This window comes from Fibrobacter sp. UWR2 (assembly GCF_002210285.1).
Classification (GTDB): Bacteria; Fibrobacterota; Fibrobacteria; order Fibrobacterales; family Fibrobacteraceae; genus Fibrobacter.
The window spans coordinates 242,625-263,357 of the sequence record NZ_MWQE01000001.1 but is presented as its reverse complement, the minus strand read 5'-3'; the positions used below and the strand labels follow the sequence as shown (position 1 = coordinate 263,357).

Annotated in this window: 16 protein-coding genes; 6 read left to right on the top strand and 10 right to left on the bottom strand. The window is 53.7% G+C overall.

Annotated features, from left to right (window positions below; translation table 11 throughout):
- The first annotated feature begins 1 nt into the window (after position 1).
- Together B7994_RS00995 and B7994_RS00990 are read left to right on the top strand one after the other, a co-directional pair.
- Positions 2–1,027, top strand: a complete 1,026-nt coding sequence (locus B7994_RS00995) for an electron transfer flavoprotein subunit alpha/FixB family protein (RefSeq protein WP_072807905.1) — start codon at positions 2–4, stop codon at positions 1,025–1,027.
- A gap of 5 nt (positions 1,028–1,032) precedes the next feature.
- Positions 1,033–2,745, top strand: coding sequence for an acyl-CoA dehydrogenase family protein (locus B7994_RS00990; protein WP_088636620.1), 1,713 nt, complete (start codon positions 1,033–1,035; stop codon positions 2,743–2,745).
- Between the two features lie 61 nt (positions 2,746–2,806).
- Here B7994_RS00990 and B7994_RS00985 read toward each other — a convergent pair whose 3' ends face one another.
- From B7994_RS00985 to rpsB, 5 genes are all read right to left on the bottom strand, one after another.
- Positions 2,807–3,742: a hypothetical protein gene (locus B7994_RS00985; RefSeq protein ID WP_088636619.1), complete on the bottom strand. Its 936-nt coding sequence runs from the start codon at positions 3,740–3,742 to the stop codon at positions 2,807–2,809.
- 176 nt (positions 3,743–3,918) lie between these two features.
- Positions 3,919–5,010 (bottom strand): histidine phosphatase family protein, encoded by a 1,092-nt coding sequence (locus B7994_RS00980; protein WP_088636618.1) that lies wholly within the window; start codon positions 5,008–5,010, stop codon positions 3,919–3,921.
- Complete coding sequence (locus tag B7994_RS00975; RefSeq protein WP_088636617.1) at positions 5,010–6,923, bottom strand: SUMF1/EgtB/PvdO family nonheme iron enzyme; 1,914 nt, start codon at positions 6,921–6,923, stop codon at positions 5,010–5,012. The genes B7994_RS00980 and B7994_RS00975 overlap by 1 nt, the downstream gene beginning before the upstream one ends.
- 220 nt (positions 6,924–7,143) lie before the next feature.
- Positions 7,144–8,025, bottom strand: a complete 882-nt coding sequence (tsf, locus tag B7994_RS00970; RefSeq protein WP_088636616.1) for a translation elongation factor Ts — start codon at positions 8,023–8,025, stop codon at positions 7,144–7,146.
- 1 nt (position 8,026) lies between these two features.
- Complete coding sequence (rpsB, locus tag B7994_RS00965) at positions 8,027–8,767, bottom strand: 30S ribosomal protein S2 (RefSeq protein WP_088636615.1); 741 nt, start codon at positions 8,765–8,767, stop codon at positions 8,027–8,029.
- 175 nt (positions 8,768–8,942) lie between these two features.
- On the opposite strand from rpsB, the gene B7994_RS00960 reads away from it, so the two are divergent.
- On the top strand, positions 8,943–9,698 hold the full coding sequence (locus B7994_RS00960) for a flavodoxin family protein (RefSeq protein WP_088636614.1): 756 nt from the start codon (positions 8,943–8,945) through the stop codon (positions 9,696–9,698).
- Between the two features lie 72 nt (positions 9,699–9,770).
- Here the strand turns inward: B7994_RS00960 and B7994_RS00955 are convergent, their stop codons facing one another.
- The 5 genes from B7994_RS00955 to sppA form a co-directional block, all read right to left on the bottom strand.
- The gene (locus tag B7994_RS00955) at positions 9,771–11,420 is read right to left on the bottom strand and encodes a sialate O-acetylesterase (RefSeq protein ID WP_088636613.1); all 1,650 of its coding nucleotides are present in this window, start codon (positions 11,418–11,420) and stop codon (positions 9,771–9,773) included.
- Positions 11,421–11,560: 140 nt separating this feature from the next.
- The gene (gene rpsI / locus B7994_RS00950; protein WP_088636612.1) at positions 11,561–11,965 is read right to left on the bottom strand and encodes a 30S ribosomal protein S9; all 405 of its coding nucleotides are present in this window, start codon (positions 11,963–11,965) and stop codon (positions 11,561–11,563) included.
- Positions 11,966–11,988: 23 nt separating this feature from the next.
- Complete coding sequence (gene rplM / locus B7994_RS00945; protein ID WP_088636611.1) at positions 11,989–12,417, bottom strand: 50S ribosomal protein L13; 429 nt, start codon at positions 12,415–12,417, stop codon at positions 11,989–11,991.
- A gap of 246 nt (positions 12,418–12,663) precedes the next feature.
- On the bottom strand, positions 12,664–13,731 hold the full coding sequence (locus tag B7994_RS00940) for a hemolysin family protein (RefSeq protein ID WP_088636610.1): 1,068 nt from the start codon (positions 13,729–13,731) through the stop codon (positions 12,664–12,666).
- Between the two features lies 1 nt (position 13,732).
- On the bottom strand, positions 13,733–16,021 hold the full coding sequence (gene sppA / locus B7994_RS00935) for a signal peptide peptidase SppA (RefSeq protein ID WP_088636609.1): 2,289 nt from the start codon (positions 16,019–16,021) through the stop codon (positions 13,733–13,735).
- 64 nt (positions 16,022–16,085) lie between these two features.
- Here sppA and B7994_RS00930 point away from each other — a divergent pair, with 64 nt between their 5' ends.
- From B7994_RS00930 to B7994_RS00920, 3 genes are read left to right on the top strand one after another with little or no spacing between them, the layout of a single operon-like run.
- On the top strand, positions 16,086–18,182 hold the full coding sequence (locus B7994_RS00930; protein WP_088636608.1) for a polysaccharide biosynthesis tyrosine autokinase: 2,097 nt from the start codon (positions 16,086–16,088) through the stop codon (positions 18,180–18,182).
- Positions 18,183–19,628 (top strand): lipopolysaccharide biosynthesis protein, encoded by a 1,446-nt coding sequence (locus tag B7994_RS00925; RefSeq protein WP_088636607.1) that lies wholly within the window; start codon positions 18,183–18,185, stop codon positions 19,626–19,628.
- A complete protein-coding gene (locus B7994_RS00920; protein WP_088636606.1) occupies positions 19,618–20,733 on the top strand; it encodes a DegT/DnrJ/EryC1/StrS aminotransferase family protein in 1,116 nt (371 codons plus the stop codon). Before B7994_RS00925 ends, B7994_RS00920 begins: the two co-directional genes overlap by 11 nt.

Below are 20,733 nucleotides of genomic sequence, written 5' to 3'. Positions count from 1 at the left end.
TATGAATAACGTATTTGTATATTGCGAAATTGAGGGCACGACCGTTGTCGATGTTTCCCTCGAACTTTTGTCCAAGGGCCGCAAGCTCGCCAACACGCTCGGCGTTCAGCTCGAATGCATCTGCGCAGGCAAGGGCCTCGACGGAATCGAAAAGCAGGTGTTCCCCTACGGTGTGGACAAGGTCCATGTGTTCGACGCCGAAGGGCTCTTCCCCTACACCACCAACCCGCACGCTTCTCTCGTGGTGAACCTCTTCAAGGAAGAGCAGCCGCAGATTTGCCTGCTCGGTGCAACGGTGATTGGCCGTGACTTAGGCCCGCGTATTTCCAGCGCCATGCACAGCGGCCTTACCGCCGACTGTACCGAACTCGAAATCGACAGCTTCGAAATGAGCATCGGCGGCGTGAAGAAGTTCTACGAAAACCAGCTCTGCCAGATTCGCCCGGCGTTCGGCGGCAACATCGTCGCTACCATCGTGAACCCGGAACACCGCCCGCAGATGGCGACGGTGCGCGAAGGCGTGATGAAGAAGGAAATCGTGGACCCGAACTACAAGGGCGAAGTCATCAAGCACGACGTGGCCAAGTACGTGCCGGAAACGGAATACGTGGTCAAGGTGCTCGAACGCCATGTGGAAAAGGCCAAGCACAACCTCAAGGGCGCACCCATCGTGGTGGCCGGTGGTTATGGCATGGGCTCCAAGGAAAACTTCGACATGCTGTTCGAACTGGCGAAGGAACTCCACGCCGAAGTGGGCGCAAGCCGTGCCGCTATCGACGCGGGCTTTGCCGATCATGACCGCCAGATTGGCCAGACCGGCGTGACCGTACGCCCGAAGGTGTATATCGCCTGCGGTATCTCCGGCCAGATTCAGCACCTCGCCGGCATGCAGGATTCAGGAATCATCATCTCCGTGAACTCCGACCCCGACGCCCCGATCAACGCTATCGCTGACTACGTGATCAACGGCACCGTCGAAGAGGTCATCCCGAAGATGATCAAGTATTACAAGGCAAACAACAAGTAGGCGTTATGGCGAATTTTTACACAGACCATCCAGAGATTAAGTTCAACCTTGAAAGTTCTCCTCTGATGCAGCGCATCGTGGAGCTCAAGGAAAACGGCTACGCCGACAAGGACAGCTTTGACTATGCGCCGGAAGACTACGCCGACGCGATAGACAGCTACAACCGCGTGCTCGAAGTCGCAGGCGACATCACCGCGAACACCGTGTTCCCGAACTCGGAAGACGTGGACGCCGAAGGCCCGCACTGCGAAAACGGCCGCGTGCGTTACGCAAGCAAGACCTACGAGAACCTGGAAGCCACCCGCAAGGCTGGCCTCAATGGCGTGACCATGCCGCGCCGCTTCGGCGGCCTGAACTTCCCGATTACCGCCTACACGGCCATCAACGAAATGATCGCCTCCGCGGACGCCGGTTTCGAGAACATTTGGTCCCTGCAGGACTGCATCGAGACCTTGTATGAATTCGGCGACGAGGACCAGCGTTCCCGCTTTATCCCGCGCGTGTGCGCCGGCGAGACGATGTCTATGGACCTGACCGAACCCGATGCCGGTTCCGACCTGCAGCGCGTGATGCTCAAGGCCACCTACAGCGAAGAAGACAAGTGCTGGTACCTGAACGGTGTCAAGCGCTTCATCACGAACGGCGACAGCGACATCCACCTGGTGCTCGCCCGCTCCGAAGAAGGCACCCATGACGGCCGCGGCCTTTCCATGTTCATCTACGACAAGCGCGACGGTGGCGTGAACGTGCGCCGCATCGAGAACAAGCTCGGCATCCACGGAAGCCCGACCTGCGAACTTGTCTATAAGAACGCAAAGGCGGAACTCTGTGGCCGCCGCAAGTTCGGCCTCATCAAGTACGTGATGGCCCTCATGAACGGCGCCCGCCTGGGCATTGCCGCACAGTCCGTGGGCATCAGCCAGATGGCATACAACGAAGCTCTCGCCTATGCCAAGGACCGTAAGCAGTTCGGCCAGGCCATCGTGAACTTCCCAGCTGTCTACGAGATGATTTCCAACATCAAGGCACGCCTCGACGCAGGCCGCGCACTCCTGTACCAGACAGCCCGCTATGTAGATATCTATAAGGGCCTCGAGGACATCGAGCGCACCCGCAAGCTCTCCGACGAGGAGAAGGCTGAACTCAAGCTGTACCAGAAACTCGCTTCAGCTTGCACGCCGCTTGCGAAGGGCATGAACTCCGAATACGCGAACCTGAACGCCTACGACAGCATCCAGGTTCACGGCGGTTCGGGCTACATGCTCGAATACGCTTGCCAGCGCCTCTACCGCGACGCTCGCATCACCTCCATTTACGAAGGCACGACGCAGTTGCAGACCGTTGCAGCACTCCCGCACATCAACACCGGAACCTACAGCCAGATGCTCGAGGAACTGGAAGCGGGCGAAGTGGCCGCCGAATACGAGAGCCTCAAGGCCCGCGCGAAGGCCATGGACGCGAAGTTCAACGAAGCTATCGAAACTGTGAAGGCCGCGAACAACAACGAGTTCACCGACCTTTGCAGCCGTCACTTGTACGAACTCGCCGCCAACTGCGTGATGAGCCAGCTCATGCTCCGCGACGCCACCAAGGCACCGGAACTGTTCGAAAAGAGCATGAAGGTGTACCTGAACCTCGCCGAAGCCGAAGTCGCCAAGCACTACAACTTCGTGAAGAGCGTGAACGTGGAAAGCATGGAGAGCTACAGGAAGGCGTAAGCCTCGCTAACGCGAAAAGAAATTGCCCCGGCTCGTTAGAGCCGGGGCTTTCTCTTTGTTCCTACTTTAACCAGTTCCTGAACTTGATCCAGACGTGAAGCCAGATACGCGCAAGCGAATCGATGGCATCGCCAAAGATCATGACACTGTACTTGTCAAAGTCACGCCCCCACTCCGTCTGTTCCATAAACTCCTGAATAGTCTGAGTGTTCTTGAACGTTTCCGGAATCAGGTAGTAGGAGAACACATAGGAGTACTGGGAAACAACACTCATGAAATCCCAGGTGTTGTTGTTGCCGGTACCCCAGCCATGTGCATATTTTCTCGTTTCTACATCATGTTCCACATCCAGAACGAACTGGGTGGGATTAAGGTGAAGCGGATAGCCATCGGGATCATAGAAGAAACGATTGTTGGCCTTGTCAATCTTATAGGACTTGTTGACCTGGTCCTCCCATTTCTTCTCGATCGCTCCATGAATGCCCTTACCATCAGAGAACGGGCGCGCATCACAGTGCAGCGGCATGTGGCAGTCCGCGATGTAATGGCTAAGGATAAAGAATCTCATCGCGATATGGTTACCCGTAGTCGCAATCGGGCAGCCCCTTTCCTCGCGGTGAAGCATCTTAAAATTGTCCACAATACTGTGGGATATAGATTCACAACGGTCAGCGCAGTTACCGCCTTCAATGACATACGGCTTTTCTAGCAGGGGGGACTTCACCTTCGTCATCTTCTGGAATATGGTATGGGTCGAGGGCAATTTACCAAACGCAGAATACGCGGAGTCTTCTGAAGGGCGGTACTTCACAATATGGCTCGAACCCATGTCCTTGAACACATCGTCAGGATACCAAGCCCCTTCGATAACGAAGTCGCGATAATCTTTGAACCATTTGACCAGTGCCTTAGCTTCGGCGCGGACACTATCGCTAACGCCTTTAACGACGGAAGCATCTTCTGTAGAGGCAATAACCTCCAGACGTTTAATTGCCATAAAGGCAATCCATGCGTGAGAGTATTTTTTCATGGTGATATCCCTTATTATTCGTTTGTTAGTGTTTTTAAATATAAGAAAACATTTTTCAAACAAAATAATATACAGGATATTCAGTGAAAAACGGTCTATTTTCCGTTATTTTGTTTACAATTTGTTACAAAAACTTCCCAAACTTACCTGGAATAGCCCCCGTGTTCCGCCATATAAATAGCCAGATAGTCTATAACTCCTGACTCGGCGCCTTTCACGGGGATGTAACGCAGGTTGTTCTGCTCGTCGGCAATGACGGCTAGACCCGCGATATAGTTAATCCAGTGGTAATCCTCGTAGTACTTGAGTGCGACCTTCTTCTGCGAGCCAAAAACGGCGAGCGGCATCACGAAGATATCGTGAGACACCATGATTGTCACACGTTTCCATTTTGGCAGATTCTTGAGAATCACGGACTGCATGAATTCCTGTGCACGCGGTCCTAATTCGTAGAGCGCGTCGGGATAGCCGCCCTCGTACGCCCAATGCGACATGAGTTCAACGGAACCGCCCCTCATTCCAAGCACAGTCCCATACTGCGCCAAAGAATCTGCCGAGATTTTCAGGAACCAGTTGCCAGTGATGTCGTAATTCGTGATGAGTTTCGGGAGACTCGCCTCTCCCCTGCCTTTCGAGATATTATTCGCAGTCTCGTTCGTACGCACGAATCCCGAGGTGACATACGAGAATTCCTCGTCACTTTTGAGAGCCGCCCCCAAGTTTTGCGCCATCTTGATGCCGTTTGCCGTGAGTTCCGTCTCTATCGTCACGGCATCTTCACGCTCCGAATGTCTGATGATGAAAACAGCCTTCTCTCCGGGAGCAAGACCCCGATATACATCGGCCACCGTCGCGAAGCCGTCCTTGTCCAGGACAATCTCCGGAGAGGCTTCAACAATCGCAGACGAGGACGTTGGCTCGATCGATGACGACATCTCAGGCGAAAGATGTCCGTCAGAAGAAGGATCCGGAATGGCCTCCGACGACAAGGCCGCAGAAGACCATTCCGGTGAATCCTGCGCAGATGACCCCCCAAACATATTCCAGGAGCTAGGAATTTCCGAGTCAGAAGAACAGGATTCTATAATCGACGTTTCAGATTGCGATGATGAGGCGGGCTCCGCAGAGTCGGCGGACTGCGGATCTGATGACAAATCCGAATCGCCACATGCGGCCAACACAGTGAGCGCCATGACAGCTGCGACCGCAGTAAAGGATGTAAACTGCACGCGCATCACGAACCCCACTGGTAGTCGCCCGCCTCATAAACAGGATTCTCTCCATTAAACCCACGAGGCCGTTTAATCTTGTCATCAAAAACGGTCTTGTTGAATATGCGGAAATCCCCACGTTCGTAACTCTGGAACGAGATATGGCAGAAGATAGGCCCAGCAGGCATATACTCGCTGTAACTCATGGTGCGTTCGCCTGCGGTATAGAGGTAGTTGAAATACTTTCCATTCAGCACAATGTGAAGCCCGATATTGCCTACGGTGAACCAGCGGCCTTTAGCGAGAATATTCTCGTGGTGCGTGTCATCGTAATCCATCACGACGAATTCCGCATCACCATTCCTATCTAGATGGAAGCGGTACTTGTGGTTTCCACCACAGCAACGGCCATCAAAGAACCAGGTATATCCGCTAGCAGCAGCGATTCGCGGATCACGCACGCTCGTATCGGGATGAGCAAGTTGTTCATCGGTCACGAGGCGTTCGGGCTCTACCGCCGCAATCAACTGCTCCAAGGTCTTCGGGTTGCTGACTGTCGGGAGGTTCACCTTGTTCTTCGCCTCACTTGCGGCGCGGCGGTAGAGACGGTATGGAATGCCGTCGTCACTGATCATGGTGAGTTCATCTTCGCTGAACACGTAGTAGGCATACGTCTTGGTTCCGCTCTTGGTGACCACATTGAAACTGCGGTTATTGAGCGTGTACCACTGGCCAGAAACATTCGGATACCCAGAAACAGCGGCAACGCCGTCTTCACCGATTACCACGGTATAGTCGTCGCTGACCCACGCCTCGTCGGGATCCGTAATCAGGCGACAATCCCGATTCTTGTTGCCATCGCATACCGCAGCCGAGGGGTTCGCCGCCTCGCAGGGGCCAACCATCCCCGGCGGGAGTTCCGACGAAACCCCTATTCGGAACCCCATATCGGCAGCGCCGTCACGGCTGCGGATGGCACGACGGCTCACGCGTGCAAATTCGGCAGGCTCTCCATAACTGCCCCCACGACGCGTCTTGTTGCCGGCGCCCGTAAGCTGAACCGGATTCACCTTGTCTCCGGAAGTATAGCCTACAAGCCAGTCGTACACCCATTCCCAGGAATTACCGCTCATATCATAGAGGCCAAGCTTATTAGGTTTCTTGGTCGCCACATCATGAGCTTTTCCACCACTATTTTCAGAATACCACGCAACATCATCAACAGAATTACTACCAGAAAACTTGAAGTTGTCCGCAACACCGTCCTTGCCGCCACGCGCCGCGAATTCCCATTCGGCGTCAGTCAGCAAACGGTACTGGTGGCCCGTCAGTTGCTCAAGCTTGCATGCAAAAGCGTTCGCATCGAACCAGCTCACACCTATTTTTGGAGCGTTGTCTGATTCCCATGCACTCTTCTTGCCTCCCATCACGGCGTTCCACTGCCCGATTGTAATCTCGGTTTTTGCCGCATGATAATCGCCAACCGTCACCTTGTGTGCAGGGGTCTCGTAGATTTTGTCCTGTTCGGCGCAGTTATCGCAACCACGCGTATACGAGCCTCCCGCCACATACACCATGTTAAACACAGCGCCATTCACCGTATCCGAGAAATTCGCCGGAGCCACATAAACGAATTCTATCTCGCTAGAAGACGAAACAGGAGGAAATGTTGCTGAAGAAGCAGGAAGAGATGCAGAAGACGAAACGGGATGAATCCCTGAAGAGGAACTCACGAGAGTTCCTCCCGACGAACTGACGATAGGATTTTCAGTAGAAGACGTACCGTCTCCCTGAAGGTCTGCAGATGACAGAAAAGCCGCGGCTGAGGAATCCCCCACCACTGGAGAAACCCCACTATCGGTTGACTCCGTACAACCCCCAAACAACCCAGCAACGACAACCGACGCCGCTAAAACACCCGAGGAATGCTTCTGCATAGGCACCTCCATCGAGCAACAAACCATAACCTGGTTGTAATATACACTTTAAAAAAAAGAGATTGCAGTATAAAAAAAATTTACTGTGGACAAAAATGTCCACTGAACAAGTTCTCCAAATAAAAAAAAGGCCGCCCCGCGAGGGAGCGACCAATTTAATTTCGCTAGAGATCCTTCGACTCCGCACCTTTCGGCGCTTCGCTCAGGATGACACCGCAAATTAGTTACCGCGTTCGAAGCGGATGAAGTTCACGACCTTCAGGCTGGAAAGACCGAGCTGCTTGGCAACGACTTCCTGGAGGTAGTCCTTGACGCTGAGCTTCTTCGGGTTCTTTTCGGACATGAAGAATTCCTGATCTTCGAGAACGATTTCCTTGAGGACCTTAGCCACGCGGCCATCGATCTGGCGCTGCATGAACTCAGGCTTGGTCTGCTTGCCGGAGGCTTCGATCTGGGCCTTGGCAATTTCCTTTTCCTTCTCGATCGTTTCGGCCGGGACGGAAGCATCGTTCAGGGCAACCGGAGCAAATGCGGCAGCCTGCATGGCGATGTCCTTGGCGGCAGCCTTGAGGGCGGCTTCGTCGGCAGAACCTTCGAAAGCGAGTTCGGTAATCACACCGATCTTGCCCTTCATGTGGCTGTAAACACCGAACACGGAATTCGGGACCTTCTTGAGTTCGCCGAACTTGCGGAAGTCGATGTTTTCCTGGATCTTCACGAGCACGTCCTGGAGGCGGTCGTTGATCTTGACGCCGTCGACGACAGCGTTCTTCAGGTCTTCCACGGAGGAGATGGCCTGAGTTTCAACAGCCTTCACGGCGAGGTTTGCGAGAGCGACGAAGTCTTCGTTGTTGGAAACCGGTTCGGTTTCGCAAGAGAGTTCGAACGCAGCAGCCTTGTCGGCAGTTTCCACGAGGTAGATGCGGCCTTCCTTGGCAGCCTTGTCGGCGCGCTTTGCAGCGACGGCGGCACCCTGCTTGCGGAGGAGTTCGACGGCCTTGTCCATGTCACCGTCAGTTTCGGTGAGGGCCTTCTTGCACTGCATCATGCCCACGCCAGTCTTCTGGCGGAGTTCGTTAACGAGGGAAGCGGTAATCTGCATATTACTTGTCCTCGCCGTTGTCGAACTTCTTGGGTTCTTCCTTGTCGGCCTTCTTGTCGTTGGCGACGCGGGCCTTGACGTTGGCGGCGATGTAGTCCACGATGAGCTTGATGGACTTCACGGCGTCGTCGTTAGCCGGCACGGGGTAATCCACGAGGGTCGGATCGACGTTCGTGTCGCAGATGCCGATGATAGGAATGTGGAGGCGACGGGCTTCGGCCACGGCAATCTTTTCGTGGGCGAGGTCGGTCACGACCAGGAGACCCGGAAGGTTCACCATTTCACGGATGCCACCGAACACGGAAAGGAGCTTTTCGCGTTCGCGGTTCTTGTCGAGCACTTCCTTCTTGGAGAGGGCCTGGAAAGTACCATCCTGTTCCATGGCGTCGATCTTGTCGATCTTCTTGATGGACTTGCGGACCGTCTGGAAGTTGGTGAGCATACCGCCGAGCCAGCGGTTGGTAACGGAGAACTGGTTGCAAGCGGCAGCGGCATCGAGCACGCACTGACGGGCAGTCGGCTTGGTGCCAACGAAGAGCACGGTCTTGCCAGATTCAGAAATCTTGGCAGCGGCCTTGGCGGCTTCTTCGAGGAGGTCGCGAGTCTTGGACAGGTTGAGAACGTAGATACCGTTCTTCTCGGCCAAGATGTAGGGTTTCATTTTCGGGTTCCAGCGCTGAGTCTGGTGACCAAAGTGAGAGCCTGCAGCAAGCAGATCTTCAACAGAAGGCAGATTTGCCATAATGTATTCCTTTTCGGTTGTTACTACCCGGCATGCAAATAAGCCGCGAAGCGAAGCCCGAACCTAGGGTTGTGGACCGCGCCACCGAAGCGACTCTCGCGTACCGGTGATTGGTTTTACCCTGGCGTAATTACCAAGGCGCGCGTAAATGTAGAAAATTTCTAAATTTGCGTCCATGCCTGAAAAGAAGAAAGTCCTCGTAATGGTTGCAAGCCCCAAAAAAGAACGCAGTGGAACGCTAATTCCCACCAAGGCGTTCGTAGAAGGCCTTGAAGAAAGCGGCGAATACGAGTCGGAATACCTTTTTATCGATAATCTGAACATCAAACCCTGCCGCGGGTGCCTCAGCTGCTGGGGCCGTGAAGACGGCAGCTGCTTCATAAAAGACGACGATGTCCCCTGGATTCGCGAAAAACTCACGAATTCCGACATCGTGATCTGGAGTTTCCCTTTGTACCTGTTTAGCGTGCCGGGCCAGATGAAGGTACTCATGGACCGAATAGTAGGCATGGTCCACCCCTACATGGGCCAGAAACTGAAGGAAGGCGCGAACGCGCTCAACTCGCACCTGCACGGGCTGCAGTTCCAGAAGGAAGGCCAGAAAATCATTCTGCTTTCGAGTTGCGCCTGGATGGACCTGGACGTAGTCTACGAGCCCATCCGCAAGCAGTTCGACATCATCCTCGGGCATGAGGGATACACGCTTGTCGCCGCCCCCCAGATGCGAGCGCTGGACCACCGCGGAGGTCCGCGCCGCCTGAACATGCTGCGCGAAAAGTTCCGCAAGGGCGGCGCAGAACTTGCTAGCACCGGCGCCCTCTCGAAAGAAACAATCGACCTGATGCAGAAGCCCATCTTCAGCGACGACGCCTACGTGACGCTCGTGACCGAGTTCGTCACGCACATGTTCGACAGGCCGGATAATTTTTAAAAAAAGACCCCCGCCTTCGCGGGGATGACAACGCAATAAAGAAAAGCCCCCGAAACTATCGGGGGCATTCTTCTAGAAAACAGAAACTTTTTTCATGCCTAACTTTCCAGGGCCACGCACTAGGTACACGCCCTGACGGATTCCCTTGAGGCCATGCTTTACCATATCCACAGCCGCATCCATGCCGGCAGCCTTGAAGTTTGTCACAAGGTGGCCTTGCATATCAAACAAAGTAAAGTTGCTTTCGGCCTCGGTCATGCTAAAGCGGACATTGGCAATCCTGATTGGAGGATCATCCTTCGCCACGGCCTTGAATTCCACGTAGTCGATATCGATCCAGTCGTTCGTGATTTCAAGTTTCAGTTCGTGTTCGCCCGCCTTCAAGATGGCCTTGCCGCCACTCACCTCCGTGAAGTTGTCAAAGCCCTGCCCAGCGCTTGCCATTTCATCGCCAATGCGTTCGTCATCCATATAGAGGACGAAACTGCCGGTAGTATTGTCGCTTGCCACGTTGGCAGAAATCTCGTATTCGCCATCGGCAGCCACGTTCACGGTGTACTTGAGCCATTCACCCTTCTGGTTGTAGCCCACGACAATGCCCATGTTCGGCTGGTAAATGTCCACGTCATCCTTGCGGAGTTTGCCGCCCTCGTTACCCTTGTTCAGGTCGTAATAAGCCTTGCCCGCACCACCCTTGTTGTAGTTTTCTGCCTGCACCTTGCCCGGGATTTCGATCGGGTCGGTATACGGACCATATTCCTCAGGAGGTTCGTCAGGAACCGTAGACTGGCTCGGGTCCACCAGGTTTACAGGAGGAGCATCCGGGTCAATCGTCTTGTCGATAAGCTTGAGCATCTCGGAGCAGTAGCGACGGCCAAGTTCAATCACGCCCGCACGGCCAAAGTGATACGGGTCCTTGCCGTTGCCCTGCAGACCCTTCGAGGAGGCCAAGCCGAACTTCTTGAAATTGTTCTTGAGCTGAGCGATGCCGCCGTTCTTGCTACCACAGCAGTTATTGCCTTCCTGGAGCAGTTCCCCCGCCACAAACGGGACTTCGTTCTCGTCCAGGCCAAGCGCATCCACAATGTCCTTGTAGGTCTTGTACACGGTGCGGCGCCAGTTGTCGTCGGTGCCATCGCTTTCGCCCTGGTGGAAAATGAAGCCCTTGATTACGCCAACCTCTTGCGCCTTCTTCGCAAGTTCCAGGATGCGTCCCGGAGGGTTGTTATCGTAATCCCTCGGCCAGCCCCAACTCATGATGTCCTTGCCGTCACCCCTGAAATAACTCTCGTACTGGTCCTTGTCAAAAGCGCGGATACTCACCGCACCGATTGCCACCGGGATAATGCCCACGGTCACGCCCGGGAGGGAATCGACCATCGCGCGGCCAAAATAGTCGGCCGGGGAGAGGTTCTCGAAAGCATGGAACATCGGGGGGATTGCCGGATACCACTTGCCCATCTCTATAGACTGAGTGGTGCGACCGCTACGGCTACTTGCACTTGCCGTATGGGAGGCAATCATCAGAAAGTTCTTGGGGTCGGTCGCCTGGTCTACGGAAGGGTCGATATCGCCGTTGCCCGCCATGTTGGACTGCCCGTAGGCAATGTAAATATGAAAATTAGGGTTCGGCGCCGCAGAGGCAAGTGTCGACAGCATAAGAATTCCGCCCACGAGCCACAGGGCCATGGTCAGAAAGTCAGAAGCCTTTTTCAAATCCATCACACACTCCTTTCGTTTTGTATAAAAGTATCCTAAAAAAACGGCTATTTTTATCAAAAAACGGCAGAAATCATGGATAAATAGTCAATAGGAAAAGCCCCGCCGATGGCGGGGCTTTTCGTTGTAAAGCGTTTCGCAGATTAGCGCTTGCTGAACTGGAAGTGCTTACGGGCCTTCTTGCGGCCGAACTTCTTACGTTCAACGGCACGAGCGTCACGAGTCATGAGACCTTCCTTCTTGAGGGCGGGCTTCACTTCGGCGTCGTTGGCGACGAGAGCGCGAGAGATGCCAAGACGGACAGCGCCCATCTGGCCGGCGATTCCACCGCCACGAGCGGTGACTTCGACGTCCCATTCTTCCGCGTTGCCGAGGATGGCGAACGGAAGGTTGGCAATCATGTTCTGCACTTCAGAATGGAAGTAATCCTTGAAATCACGACCATTGATAGTGCGCTTGCCGGTACCCGGCTTCAGGATCACAGCGGCGATGGCGTTCTTGCGGCGGCCCGTGCCACGGTAGATCTTCTTGTTCTTTGCGGTAGCGATAGAGGTATCCTCCGTTCTAAAGATTAGAAGTCAACGACTTCGGGGTTCTGCGCAGCGTGCGGATGTTCGGCGCCGGCATAGATTTTGAGTTTCTTAACCATCTTGTGGCCAAGAGCGCTGTGCGGGAGCATACCCCAGATAGCAGCGGTCAGCGGGGCGGTCGGGTCCTTCGCCATGAGGTCGGCAAAGTTGATCCAGCGTTCGCCGGCGATGTGACCGGTGTGGTGGAAGTATTCCTTGTTCAGGTTCTTGTTGCCGGTAACGGCAACCTTGCCGGCGTTGATGACAACAACGAAGTCACCAGTGTCGACGTTCGGGGAATAGATGGCCTTGTGCTTGCCCATGAGGAGGCGAGCAACTTCGCTTGCAACGCGTCCCATCGGCTTGTCGGCGGCATCCACAAGCTTCCACTTGCGGGTGACGGACTTCGGGTTTACCGTAATGGTCTTCATGTAAATCCTCTAGGTGAATTAGATTCCCGGGCTTCGGCGCCCAGGGAAAAGCGAAACAAATATAGATGAATTCGGCAGGATAAACAAGGGTAGAAAAACCCGTTTTTGCAAAAAAGTCGATAGTTTAGGCGTTTTTCATTCTACCAATTGATATAATTGCCACAATTGATATAGCATTTTTGCTAAAAATCTTCAAAAAAACAAAAAAACGTACACGTAGCCGAGTGCCAATAACAGGCAACAACCCTACTTCCTACTTTCCTTCGGATAGTTCTTGCGCATGAAGGCAAGCGCCTTGCTGCGACGGCGGGCCGTTTCCTGCAAGTTTACGGACTCGTCGTACTCATCGACAATTTCACGACCAAGGATTTCTTCGAGCACATCCTCAAGGCTCACGATACCAGCGATGGCGCCGAACTCGTCAACAACGCCGACCATGTGCCCGCGCTGTTTCAAAAAGCGGAGAAGCAACTTGTCAAGCATGACACTGTCGGGTATCAGCTGCAGGGGGCGCATGAGCTTGCGGAGCGTAACATCGCGTTCCCCTTCCGCCAACTTGTTGTAGGCATCGCGACGGAGCACGATTCCTATCCAACGGTCCTTGCTTTCGGCATACAGGGGAACTCGCGAGAACGGCCAGTTCCCAAGTTCGTCGACAGTCTCACCGATAGTCTTGTCGGCAGGGAGGCTGAACACCACCTGACGCGGAGTCATCACCTTGCGAGCGGCAACCGACTTGAGCGAAAGAATATTCTTGATGACAGACGCCTGCTGCCTATCGATAACCTCCTCGCGGAGGCCGAGACTCACGAGGCTGTTGATGTCCTCGATGCTCACATCCTTCTTCTCCTCGTCCTCGTGCGTCCAGTGCTTGGTTAGCGTGAGGCAGAGCCAGATAAGGCCGGTCCAGCTGAGAATCTTCGTGATATAGTAGAACGGCACGGCGACCAGCGGGGCAAACGTCTTGGCCTGCTTGACTCCGAGCGTCTTGGGCGTAATTTCACCGAAAAGCAGGATAAGGATGGTAAGGATTATCGGTAATGCCATCGCTCCCGTAGAGGAAAGGCGCTTTACCGCGAGAGCCGTGGCAAGCGACGCACCGACAGTATTCGCCACCGTATTCACGATAAGCACCGAGGCAATGTAACGATCGATGTTATCCTTCACGTGCGTGAGGTACTTCGCCGTAAACTTCTTGTTCTTCTGCAAGAACTCCACCGTCGCGGGCGGCACACTGTAGAACGACGCCTCCGTCACGGAGCAGAACGCCGAGAAGAAGAGGCAACATAGGACGGTAAGGACAATTGCGAGCATATCAGGGTTCCATATTCCACAAGAACGGGTCGATGGCCCACAGGCTCACCTGCCCGATATCGTCAAAGAAATTCGCAAGGGTACGCAGTGGCTGTTCCGTCACGAGGCGGGTATCACCTGTTGCAAGCGAGATAAGTTCGATTTCGCGACCTTCGCCGATACCGGCAAGCGTACGCGCCTCCTTGATGGCAAGGTCAATGCCGCCGAGCCCCTGTACAAGTCCATACTGGAGAGCCTTCTGACCCACGAACACGCGGCCGCCACCATACGCCGAATCGACAGTCGCCTTCGGGACTCCGGTCTGTTCCGAGACAATCCCGACGAAGCGGTCGTAGAACTCATCCATGTACTGCTGGAGAGCCGCCTTCTCGGATTCGCTCCACGGGCGAGCGAAGGTCTGCGCATCGGCATGCTCATGGCTCTTGACCGGTTCAGCACGTACGCCCAGTTTGCTCAGCAGGCCCGTAGCATCGATCTTACCGCCATAAATGCCGATACTCCCCACGATGGAGTGGGGCTCGGCGATAATCTTGTCGGCACCGCACGCGATATAGTACGCCCCCGAGGCACCCATACTACCTATACTTGCAACCACGGGAATTTCACGCCCACGAACAGCCTTGACCGCTCCCCAAATCTTATCGGAAGCAAGGGCGCTACCACCCGGAGAGGAAATGCGCAAGATAACGGCAGCGACATTTCCGGGAAGCGTGCGGAGAGCTTCGGAAGCGTAGCGTTCCATGTCGGAGTCAATCGTTCCGTCAATATTCAGCACTGCGATTTTCGCACGGCGGCGCCAGCTTTCAGAAAACACCTTGCGATCGGTCGGGTACCAGTCACTGTAACGCGCCTGCGGGGCATCCAGGTCAAAGAACGTCTTGAGAGCATAGGCGGGAACCTGATCGATATAGAGGAGCGTATCGACAAGATTCGCCTTCACCGCACCCGACGCGGCGACAATAGGCTCCTTGGCCAGCGAGTCCAGCTGCTGCATCCTCCTGTAAGAGTTTCCGCCACCACGAAGCGCGATACGGGCCGACAGAGACTGCCACAAGTCCTTGTATAGGGCTTCCCTATTTTCGCGGGCCTCGACCGACATAGAATCGGCAACATACGGTTCAACGGCCGACTTGTACGCACCATGCCGCAGGAATTCCACCTTCACGCCAATCTTGTCAAAAAATCCCTTGTAGTAGAGCGAATTGCCGCCTAGGCCGCGCCAGGCAAAGTGAGCAGAAGGCTCGGCTACAACACGGTCCACTGACGAAGCCGCCAGGAGCACGGAGGGGCGGATATCGTCCATATAGGCGACAACCTTCGAGCCACGCGCCCTAAGCTGCGTCACCATGCGGTCGATTTCGCTAGAAACACCCACATCGCCGCTATACCCCGAGAAGTCAAGAATGACAAGGCCAGCCGCAGGATCGCGCAGCAGGTGTTCGAACAAATTACGCACTTCGGCAATGCCTATCTTTTTCGTTCCGAAGAACGGTAGGCCCTGCGCCACTTCCACGACATCTGTATTCAAGGGTACGCGTACGATACGCGCAAACCGGGATGCATTCGGATTGCGGGCTGAATGGAAGCCCCACACACCGCGCTTCGGGAGGAAATCGTCAAAGAATGTAAGAGCAAAATCGTTGTATCCACCGATTGACGTGGATACCGTAAGGCGCCATTCATCTTCGCCATAAAGGGGCATCTGGAGACCAAAACGGAACCCATAGAATCCCATTTCCAGGAGCAGCCTATGCTTCTCGAAATCTTCCCAGTCGTAACTTACCGCAAGGAGGTTGCCCAGGCGGAGCGTCGCACCAAAGCTATGGACGCGTTCCTGCGACTGCGGGCCCAAATAGAGCAGGTTTTCGCACATGTACCCAAGCGAGAAGAACGAAGTCGGGCGCACGATAAAGCCCTGGTCAAGCACCCATTCCGTACCCTGGAAATCGGCGCTACGGAACGCCATGGCTCGCGTACCGGAAAATAGCAGACGCGAGAACATCGGGAAGGAATACGTGAGGTTCCAGCGGGATTCGTCGAAGTGCTCTCCATCGGTACGGTAGTCAAACCCGACACCCACGCGATTGAGGTTTACTCCGGCACGGAAAACGGAAATCTCGTTATCGTACTGGTAGCCAAGCAGGGCCCCTTTCGAATCGAACGCAGATAGGCCGGCGGGGTTCCCGAAGACGCCCTGCCCATAGTCAAGAGAAACGAAGCCCGATTCGCCCGGAATGTAGGCAAAAGAAGCACAAACAGCCGTAAAGACAATAGCAATCAACTTTTTCATTGCAAATATTTTAGCAATTTTTTCTAATTTATGGAGAAGTGTTTAGAACATTGAGGATTATCTAATGGCTTCGTCATCGAAAAAAGAAGAAACCGATCTTTTTGATCTTCTAAAGAACATCGCCAAAAACTGGCAGATAATGGTTCCGTGCCTAATCCTAGCCGGAATTATCGGCGTATTCGTCGCCATGTGGATTAGACCTATCTACAAGGTCGATGCGTTGCTACAGATTGAATCGAAAAACGGCAAGAACGTCGGGATGATGGCCGGCCTCGGAAACCTTTTCTCGACAACAAGCCCCGCCGAAACAGAAATCGAGCTCATCATGAGCCGCCAGATTATCGGCGAAGCCGTCGAAAAAATGCACTTGCAATACGAAGCGACCCCCATAAGCAAGATCAACAGGATTCTGCACCAGGAAGGTCGCATGGAACTCAGCGCCTTCGAGGTTCCCTGGAGTAAACTCCCTCCCGACGAAGAAACCGGCCCCTGGCATGCCGTCGTTATCGACAGCAATCACTACTACCTGCTAGACCACAACAAGAAAAAATTCCTGGAATGTACCGTAAGCCAGACATGCAGGGCTCCCTATGCCGGTGACACCGTCACGATCAACGTTTTCTACATGGATGCCGAACCCAAGCAGAAGTTCAAACTCCAGAAAATGGAAAGGCTCGACGCCATCGCCTCGTTCAAGAGCAAGTTCAAAGTGAAGGAACGTGGAAAAAAGACCGGCATCCTGGAATTCAGCTACCAGGACATCTACCCGGACCGTGCAACAAGCATCCTGAACGAAATTGCGACAACCTACCTGCGGCAGAACGTGGAACAGCGTAACGCCGAAGCGCAGAAGACCCTTGAATTCCTGGAAAAGCAGCTGCCCGACGTAAAGGCCCAGATGGACAGTTCGCTCCTGAAGTACAACACCTACAGGAACCGCGTCGGTTCCATCGATATCAATGCGGAAACGCGCCTCGTGCTCGAGAAACGCACCAAGTTGCAGCAGAACCTTCTCGATTTGCAGCAGAAGAAGCAGAGCGCCATCCGACTGTTCCAGCCGGAGCACCCGACCATTAAGACTCTCGAGGAACAGGAAAACGCGCTGAAGCGTGAACTCGCCAGCAACTATAACGAGACAAAGAAACTTCCCTCCACACAGCAGGAAGTCCTGAAGCTCACAAACGAAGTGGACATGAGCAAGATCATGTACACAACCATGCTCAACAACATCCAGCAGTTGAAGCTTGTATCCGCAGGCGAAGTCGGCTCAGTCCGTATCATCGACTTTGCAGAACCTGCCCTGCGCCCCGCAAAACCCAAGAAACCTCTAATCATCTCCGCCGCTCTCTTTATCGGGCTCTTGTTCGGTTTCGCATTAATCTCCATCAAGAGCAAACTGAGCAGCGGAGTCCGCGACGCGAACTTCATCGAACGCGAAACGGGATTCAGCGTCTACGCGAAAGTCCCGAAGGGGAATCCGAAGGGAACCAAGGGAACGCGCCCGCTTGCCGTTGTCGAACCCGACGATGTGGCAGTGGAATCGTTGCGCGCCCTCCGCAGTTCTCTCGAATTCAGCATGGAAGACGGACAGCGCAGGATTATCGGCGTAAGCGGACTTATCCCCGGTGTGGGCAAGAGCTTTATCTCGGTTAACCTTGCCGCCCTGTGCGCCGGCCTTGGCAAGAAGGTCCTCCTTATTGACGCCGACCTCCGCAAGGGCCGCCTGCACAAGGAATTCGGCATCAAGCGCGGCAAGGGTCTTTCGCAGGTCCTATTGCACAACGCAACCCTCGACGAGGTCATTTGCAGCACCGAAGTCGAAAACCTCGATATCATCCCCTGTGGAAACGTCCCGAGCAACCCTTCCGAACTGCTCGGTTCCAAGCACTACACAAGCACTATCGACGAATTGGAAAAGAAGTACGACCTCATCATTGTCGACACGCCGCCTATCATGCTCGTAACCGACGCCGCACTTGCATGCCGCGTCGCATCGCAGATTGTCATGGTCATCGAATACAACAAGCACAGTATTGACGCCATCAAGGACGGCATGAAGCAGTTGCTCAAGGGCAACAACGATGTTCACGCCAGTTTCGTCATTAACAAGTACGAACACAGCCACAGCGATGGTTACGGCTACAAGTACGGGAAATACTAATTGCCCACTAAACGAACTATAATCACATCGCTTTTTTGGAAATACTGCGAACGACTGGGGACTCAGCTCACCCAGTTCGTTGTATCCATAGTCCTCGCAAGGATACTCGCGCCTGATGACTTCGGTGTTGTGGCGTTAGCCCTAATATTCATCGCCATCGCAAACATCTTTGTCCAGAGCGGCCTGAATACCGCCCTTATCCAGAAAAAAGATGCCGACGATTTGGACTTTACTAGCGTATTTTGGGCAAGTCTCGGCGTTTCATTCATCGCATACGCAATATTCTTTTTTGCAGCCCCCCTCATTGCCTATTTTTACGAAAAAGAAATCCTCGTCCCGGTGACAAGGGTTCTTGCACTAACAATCCCCATAGGAGTCCTGAATTCCATCCAGAACGCCTATGTGTCTAGGCACATGATGTTCCGAAGCCTCTTTTACCGGAGCCTCGGGGCCATGATTCCATCGGGCATCGCGGGTATCGTGGCGGCTTTGTATGGGGCTGGAATCTGGGCTATAGTCATCCAGCAACTTTCCATCAGCGTTTTAAACATCGTCATCCTGTGGGTAATCGTTCCCTGGCACCCGAGTTTCAATTTTTCGGGAACACGTCTCAAATCACTATTCAGTTTCGGCTGGAAACTGCTCTGTTCCTCGCTTCTGGACGCCTGCTATTCAAACCTGCGCGGGCTCATCATAGGAAAGGTATTCACCCCAGCAGACCTCGCCTACTATAACCGCGGCGACCATTTTCCGAACCTGGTCGTGAACAACATCAACAATTCTATTCAGTCCGTGATGTTGCCTTCGCTTTCTGCATACCAGGATGACCGTCCCATGATGAAGAAACTCATGCGGCGTTCCATCGTCACGACGTCATTCCTGATTCTTCCGATGATGGCCGGGCTTGCCATTCTCGCCAAGCCCCTTATTCTTTTCCTACTCGGAGAAAAGTGGCTCCCGTGCGTACCCTTCGTACAAGTTTACTGTTTCATCTATGCATTCCGCCCGATTCACACATCGAACCTTTCCGCAATAAACGCCATGGGCCGAAGCGACATATTCCTAAAACTTGAAATCATCAAGGAATTCGTCGGCATAGGCATTCTTCTCGGGAGTCTATTCCTCTTCAAGACGCCCATCGGTATTGCGTACGGCGCGGCATTCGGAACACTCATCAGCGCATTCATCAATGCACATCCCAACAAGAAACTGATGCAATACGGCTATCTAGAACAACTAAGGGACATTTTGCCATCATTCCTATTGTCTATTTTCATGGCCGGATGCCTTTACCTTTTCAGCCTCCTTGATATTCCTCTATATTTTTCGGCAATTCTACAAATTCTGCTAGGCATCGTCATCTACATCGGAACGGCCAAAATACTACATTTCGAATGTCTAGACTACCTAGTTAACACCATCAAAGGATTCCGTCATGGAAGATAAACTGATTACCGTCACGTCCCCCCTTCTTCCTTCTTTGGATGACTTTATCCCGATGCTCAAGGATATTTGGGACCGCAAATGGCTCACCAACAACGGTCACTACCACAAGGAACTTGAGAAAGCCCTTGCCGAGTATCTCGGAGTCGAATATATCAGTTTGTTCACGAACGGCACGCTCCCGCTCATCACGGCATTGCAGGCCATGAGAATCACCGGTGAAGTGATTACCACCCCGTACAGTTTTGTCGCAACAACACATTCCATCTGGTGGAATGGCCTCAAGCCCGTCTTTGTCGACATCGAGGAATCCACGGGAAACATCGATCCTGAAAAAATCGAAGCCGCCATTACGCCGCACACAACGGCAATCATGCCCGTACATGTTTACGGCACTCCATGCAATACAAAACGAATTCAAGAAATCGCAGACATTTACGGACTTAAGGTCATCTATGATGCGGCACATGCCTTTGGCGTCAAGGTGAACGGAGAATCTATCCTAAACCACGGTGATATGAGTACGCTCAGTTTTCACGCCACTAAGGTCTACAACACCGTCGAAGGCGGAGCACTGGTTTGCCACGATGCTGCAACCAAAAGAAGAATTGACTTCCTCAAAAATTTCGGTTTTAACGGAGAAACGACCGTGGTTGCTCCCGGCATCAACAGCAAGATGGACGAAATCCGCGCGGCCTACGGTCTGTTGAACCTGAAGCAGGTAGACGGCGCCATTGCGAAGCGAAAGGCAACCGCCGAAAAGTACCGAGAAGCCCTCAAGGACATCCCCGGCGTACGCTGTCTGCAGGATATCGAGGGCGTGCACCATAACTACGCCTACTTCCCGATTTTCGTTGACGAGAAGGAATACGGCATGAGCCGCGACGCACTCTACGCGAAACTGCAAGAACACAACATCTACGGACGCCGTTACTTCTACCCCCTCATCAGCACATTCAGTGCCTACAAGGGGCTTGAATCCGCCAATCCGAAAAACCTCCCTGTTGCCCACAAGCTCGCCGACCAAGTGCTCTGCCTGCCCATGTTCGCAGGCCTCGACGAAGAAAGTGCGAACCGAGTCATCGACGTCGTCAAGAACAAAAGGTAA

Excerpts from the sequence above, each read along its gene's own strand:
- B7994_RS00995 (WP_072807905.1), top strand. The coding sequence starts at position 2 with ATGAATAACGTATTTGTATATTGCGAAATTGAGGGCACGACCGTTGTC.
- B7994_RS00990 (WP_088636620.1), top strand. The coding sequence starts at position 1,033 with ATGGCGAATTTTTACACAGACCATCCAGAGATTAAGTTCAACCTTGAA.
- B7994_RS00985 (WP_088636619.1), bottom strand. The coding sequence starts at position 3,742 with ATGGCAATTAAACGTCTGGAGGTTATTGCCTCTACAGAAGATGCTTCC.
- B7994_RS00980 (WP_088636618.1), bottom strand. The coding sequence starts at position 5,010 with ATGCGCGTGCAGTTTACATCCTTTACTGCGGTCGCAGCTGTCATGGCG.
- B7994_RS00975 (WP_088636617.1), bottom strand. The coding sequence starts at position 6,923 with ATGCAGAAGCATTCCTCGGGTGTTTTAGCGGCGTCGGTTGTCGTTGCT.
- tsf (WP_088636616.1), bottom strand. The coding sequence starts at position 8,025 with ATGCAGATTACCGCTTCCCTCGTTAACGAACTCCGCCAGAAGACTGGC.
- rpsB (WP_088636615.1), bottom strand. The coding sequence starts at position 8,767 with ATGGCAAATCTGCCTTCTGTTGAAGATCTGCTTGCTGCAGGCTCTCAC.
- B7994_RS00960 (WP_088636614.1), top strand. The coding sequence starts at position 8,943 with ATGCCTGAAAAGAAGAAAGTCCTCGTAATGGTTGCAAGCCCCAAAAAA.
- B7994_RS00955 (WP_088636613.1), bottom strand. The coding sequence starts at position 11,420 with ATGGATTTGAAAAAGGCTTCTGACTTTCTGACCATGGCCCTGTGGCTC.
- rplM (WP_088636611.1), bottom strand. The coding sequence starts at position 12,417 with ATGAAGACCATTACGGTAAACCCGAAGTCCGTCACCCGCAAGTGGAAG.
- B7994_RS00940 (WP_088636610.1), bottom strand. The coding sequence starts at position 13,731 with ATGCTCGCAATTGTCCTTACCGTCCTATGTTGCCTCTTCTTCTCGGCG.
- sppA (WP_088636609.1), bottom strand. The coding sequence starts at position 16,021 with ATGAAAAAGTTGATTGCTATTGTCTTTACGGCTGTTTGTGCTTCTTTT.
- B7994_RS00930 (WP_088636608.1), top strand. The coding sequence starts at position 16,086 with ATGGCTTCGTCATCGAAAAAAGAAGAAACCGATCTTTTTGATCTTCTA.
- B7994_RS00920 (WP_088636606.1), top strand. The coding sequence starts at position 19,618 with ATGGAAGATAAACTGATTACCGTCACGTCCCCCCTTCTTCCTTCTTTG.